The 3,813-nt window shown below is 48.0% G+C and carries 4 protein-coding genes; 1 reads left to right on the plus strand and 3 read right to left on the minus strand.

The window, feature by feature from the left end; genetic code table 11:
- The coding region (locus tag LBJ25_00475; GenBank protein ID MDR1452438.1) for a hypothetical protein at window positions 1-611 on the minus strand (611 nt) is incomplete at its 3' end.
- 270 nt (window positions 612-881) lie between these two features.
- Here LBJ25_00475 and LBJ25_00480 point away from each other — a divergent pair.
- Window positions 882-1,259, plus strand: a complete 378-nt coding sequence (locus LBJ25_00480; GenBank protein ID MDR1452439.1) for a hypothetical protein — start codon at window positions 882-884, stop codon at window positions 1,257-1,259.
- Window positions 1,260-1,262: 3 nt separating this feature from the next.
- Here LBJ25_00480 and creD read toward each other — a convergent pair whose 3' ends face one another.
- Both creD and LBJ25_00490 read right to left on the minus strand, forming a co-directional pair.
- Entirely contained in the window at window positions 1,263-2,630 is a 1,368-nt protein-coding gene (gene creD, locus LBJ25_00485) for a cell envelope integrity protein CreD (GenBank protein ID MDR1452440.1), read from the minus strand.
- Window positions 2,631-2,784: 154 nt separating this feature from the next.
- The gene (locus LBJ25_00490; GenBank protein MDR1452441.1) at window positions 2,785-3,753 is read right to left on the minus strand and encodes a hypothetical protein; all 969 of its coding nucleotides are present in this window, start codon (window positions 3,751-3,753) and stop codon (window positions 2,785-2,787) included.
- Window positions 3,754-3,813: the final 60 nt, after the last annotated feature.

The raw sequence follows: 3,813 nt of genomic DNA on the forward strand, positions 1-3,813 counted from the left end.
TTGCCTTTGATGAATTTATCTTCCAGATCAGGAGTTAAGCCTTTATTGTAATTTCCTCTATCACAGCAGTACCAGCCGGGCAATGTAATGTTGTCTTGCCAGCCCGTGCCGTCGTACATCAATATCGTGCCTTTGGGCAGTTCTGTTTGTAATCCGCTGATAGAAGTTTGCAAATTGCTTACCTCGGTTTGCAGTGTTTCCAGGCTGCTGGCTTCGAGCTTGCCGCTCAGAGCGGTGGCCACCGCTTTTTCCGTGGGTATACTGTCATCGCTGGCGTTCGTCGCGGTGTCTATAGTCGTGGTTCTGGTCAGCGTGCCGAGCGTTCCCGCCGTCCCGGAATAAGCCACGATATTTTTAGCTATGTCGGCGGCGAGCTTATCCTGCTTGTTGTTCCTCAGCGCGTCGAGGTTTTTCACGGCCAGTTTGGCTGACGGGTAAGAACTGTCGCTGGAATTAGCGGTCAAAGCATCCGCCGTGTCATCCGTCGAAGAGACCTGCTTGTTGGCGACTTTTTCCTTGGTATTCAGCGCCGCGGTCATGGTTGCCGCTGAAAGCGGAGCACCTTTCGTAACCCCGGTATAAGTGTCACTGTAATTGCTTGCGTTTGCCATAAATATCCCCCTGATGGTTTATACGCTTATAAGAGTAAAATATATATTTACGCTTATAAACGATAGAAATGATTATAACCCAAAGTTAAACTTTGTCAATAAGTCTAAAAAGAAGCCTCTGCAAAAATCTAAAAGTGAGCCGTATCCGCTTTTGGCACAAAAATAAAAATGGTACGGTTAAGCTGAAAATTTGGGCCGAAAGCGGATACAAAAAAAGAGAGAAGCTAAAAACTTACTTTTGCAGAGGCTTCTAAAAAAAGGATTTCGCGCATGGACGTAAAAAATTTAAAAAGTATTGTTAGTAAAAAATTAACTTTTTTGCTGAAAAATAGCGGCAAAACTCTGGAAGCAACCGCGTATGCTTTGGATATGCCTTTGAGCCAGTATTACCGTTTGTTAAAAGGCCAGTGTCTGCCGCTCTTGCCTACCTTTATACATATCAGCAAAATTTATAGAACAAGTCTGGATTGGTGGTTTGCGGATACAGCATTGCCTAAACGCGTAAAACCCGCGCCAGATCCGGCGGAATATCAGGTCTTTAAAATACTAAAAGGCCTCGATGCGGGAGACCAAAAAATTGTGCTGGCCACATTAAGGACGCTGGCCAGAAGATTAAAGACAAAAGCCAGAGTTCTTACACTAAAGTAAAATTTATTTTCCGTACCAATCCAGCTGGCGGGTCAGATACATGAGCAGCGCGGTCACCGCGAAAGCGCCGATCGAGCCGATGAGCAGGGCGTAGGACTCGGCATTGAGCACGGCGTACAGCAGAATATAACTCAAGCCCATGACCAGACCCATGTACCAGCTTTTTTGCCAGGAACCGAGCAGCGCACGCGAATACAAAATCATCATCGTTGCCACGGAGAGCGCGCTGACGCAGTACGCCGCGAAAAACGGAATTTGTTCCGAGAACGAAAGCAGCAGCAGATAAAAAATAATATTGCCAATGCCGGAAAGCAGATACGGCACGGGGTGGATGCGGCGCTTGGCGAAAATTTCCATCAGGAAGAGCGCTAAAAACGGCACGAGCAAAAACAACACGGCGTATTTCACCGCGCGCGTGTTCAGCGCGTAAGTGTCGATTTGCCGGTAAAAATAAACGCCGAAAAGAAGATTGGCATTTTGAACGCTGCTACCGCTATTCCGCTGGCTTTCTTCTTTCCAGAAAAGCGGAATGTTGCGGCTCAAGTGGCTGACATTCCACTGCGCGGCAAAAGATCGGTCGGTGATGCTGGAGCTGACCGGCAGGAACGCGCCGCGGAAAGACGGCGACGACCAGTCGGCGGAGATATTGACCTGCGTGTCCTGGCCGATAGGTAGTATTCGCACAGACTGTCCGCCCTGCGCGGTGAGCTCAATGTCAAAATTGGCCGGCTGTCCGGGCGCATACGCCAGCGCGGCGTGAATACCGTTATTTAATGAATTGAGGAGCAGGCCGCGCGCATCAGTCAGTCCCGACTGGAAAAACAGTTCGCGGTTGTTCCAGACCGCGCGGTTGATCTGGCGGATGCCTTTTTGACCACCCAGCGCGATGACCAGCTTGGCCGCGTCAAAAGACAATTTCTCATTATCGGCCAGATCCAAAAGCGCCGGCCGCGGATCAAAATTGCCGTTGATCTTTATCTTGCCGACAAAAAGCGGTACGGAAAAAATGCCGTAATGCCGCACTTCGGTCGTGAAATCTCCCTGAATATTTAATTTTTGCGGCGCGATATAGAGAGTGAACGGTGTCTGCACGGTCTCAACTTTTTCGCCTTCTTTTTCCGTGCGGGTACGGACGACACTGGTGCGGATGCCCGGAATAGCCATGACCGGCCCGGCTTCGGTGAATTCACTGCCCCAGGCCTCCATGATTTTCTCTTCCGCTTCTTTGGCCGTGTGGCTGCGCTCGCGCACCAAGCCGCTGATCATAGAAGTCGGGATTAGCAGCAGGAGAATTATTACACCCAAGCCCAGTATTTTAAAAATATAGCCCTCGGAAAATTTTTGCAGCGCCTTGCGGTCAGATTTATGCATAAATCTCCTTTGCTTAAAAATCTCTTTTCCATTATATGTTAAAACACGTTTATGTCCAAGCCGAATTTCCAAAAAAGTCCTAACTTTTCTGGAATATATTCCTATAAAGTTAGGACTTTGTGGGAATAGTAATAGAAGACAACGTTAGGTTTTTCTAGACCACTTTCATAATATAAATTACCGTGTAATACTCTGGTAGTTCTATTTTATATGGCGTATCACTTCCAGTGTTTTCATTAACTACTGTTTCGGAAGATACCAGCGCATGATCCGCGTAATCTTTTTCGTACCACTTCATTGTCTGATTTGCCATGGCCGCACCCGTAACTCCATTTTTACATTCTGAACTCCCAAATCCAGCTGCTCTATCAGCGCTAGCGTCAGCATGAGAATTCAAAGAATGAAAATGTGATTTTTGTATATGTGTATGACTTGGCAAATGTTCAATTTTTAATTCTATTTTCTGATCATTTGTGCCACCAGTGTCGCCGTAGCTAGTCTCTTTACCGCCGCGTAAAAATTTACCGGTAAAATTAGGCGCCTCGTTATTACTGCCGTCACAAAGTTTCCAGACCGTTTTGAAAAAATTGTCTCTTTCATCCCAGAAGGCTCTGGTAACAGCCAGTATCGTGCCTTTGGGGAAAAAGCTCAGCGTATTCAGTGAATCCAGCAGAGCTAACTGCGCGTCGGTTAGTTTATCCTGCTTGCCATTGACAGTGGTTGCGTCAGCCTTGCCGCTCAGAGCGGTGGCCACCGCTTTTTCCGTGGGTATACTATCGTCGCTGGCGTTCGTCGCGGTGTCTATAGTCGTGATTCTGGTCAGCGTGCCGAGTGTTCCCGCCGTCCCGGAATAAGCCACGATATTTTTGGCTATGTCGGCGGTGAGCTTATCCTGCTTGCCGTTCCTCAGCGCGTCGAGATTTTTCCCGGCCAGTTTGGCTGACGGGTAATAACTGTCGCTGGAATTGGCGGTCAGAGTATCCGCCGTGTCGTCCGTCGAAGAGACCTGCTTGTTGGCCACTTTTTCTTTGGTATTCAGCGCCGCGGTCATGGTTGCCGCTGAAAGCGGATCGCCTTTCGTGATCCCGGTATAAGTGTCACTGTAATTGCTTGCGTTTGTCATAAAAATACCCCCTTGTTTTAGATCGGGCTATAAGACCTCACCACTGCTAATAGCAATTAT

Source organism: Candidatus Margulisiibacteriota bacterium, from assembly GCA_031268855.1.
GTDB lineage: Bacteria > Margulisbacteria > Termititenacia > Termititenacales > Termititenacaceae > Termititenax.

Excerpts from the sequence above, each read along its gene's own strand:
- LBJ25_00490 (MDR1452441.1), bottom strand. The coding sequence starts at position 3,753 with ATGACAAACGCAAGCAATTACAGTGACACTTATACCGGGATCACGAAA.
- LBJ25_00480 (MDR1452439.1), top strand. The coding sequence starts at position 882 with ATGGACGTAAAAAATTTAAAAAGTATTGTTAGTAAAAAATTAACTTTT.
- creD (MDR1452440.1), bottom strand. The coding sequence starts at position 2,630 with ATGCATAAATCTGACCGCAAGGCGCTGCAAAAATTTTCCGAGGGCTAT.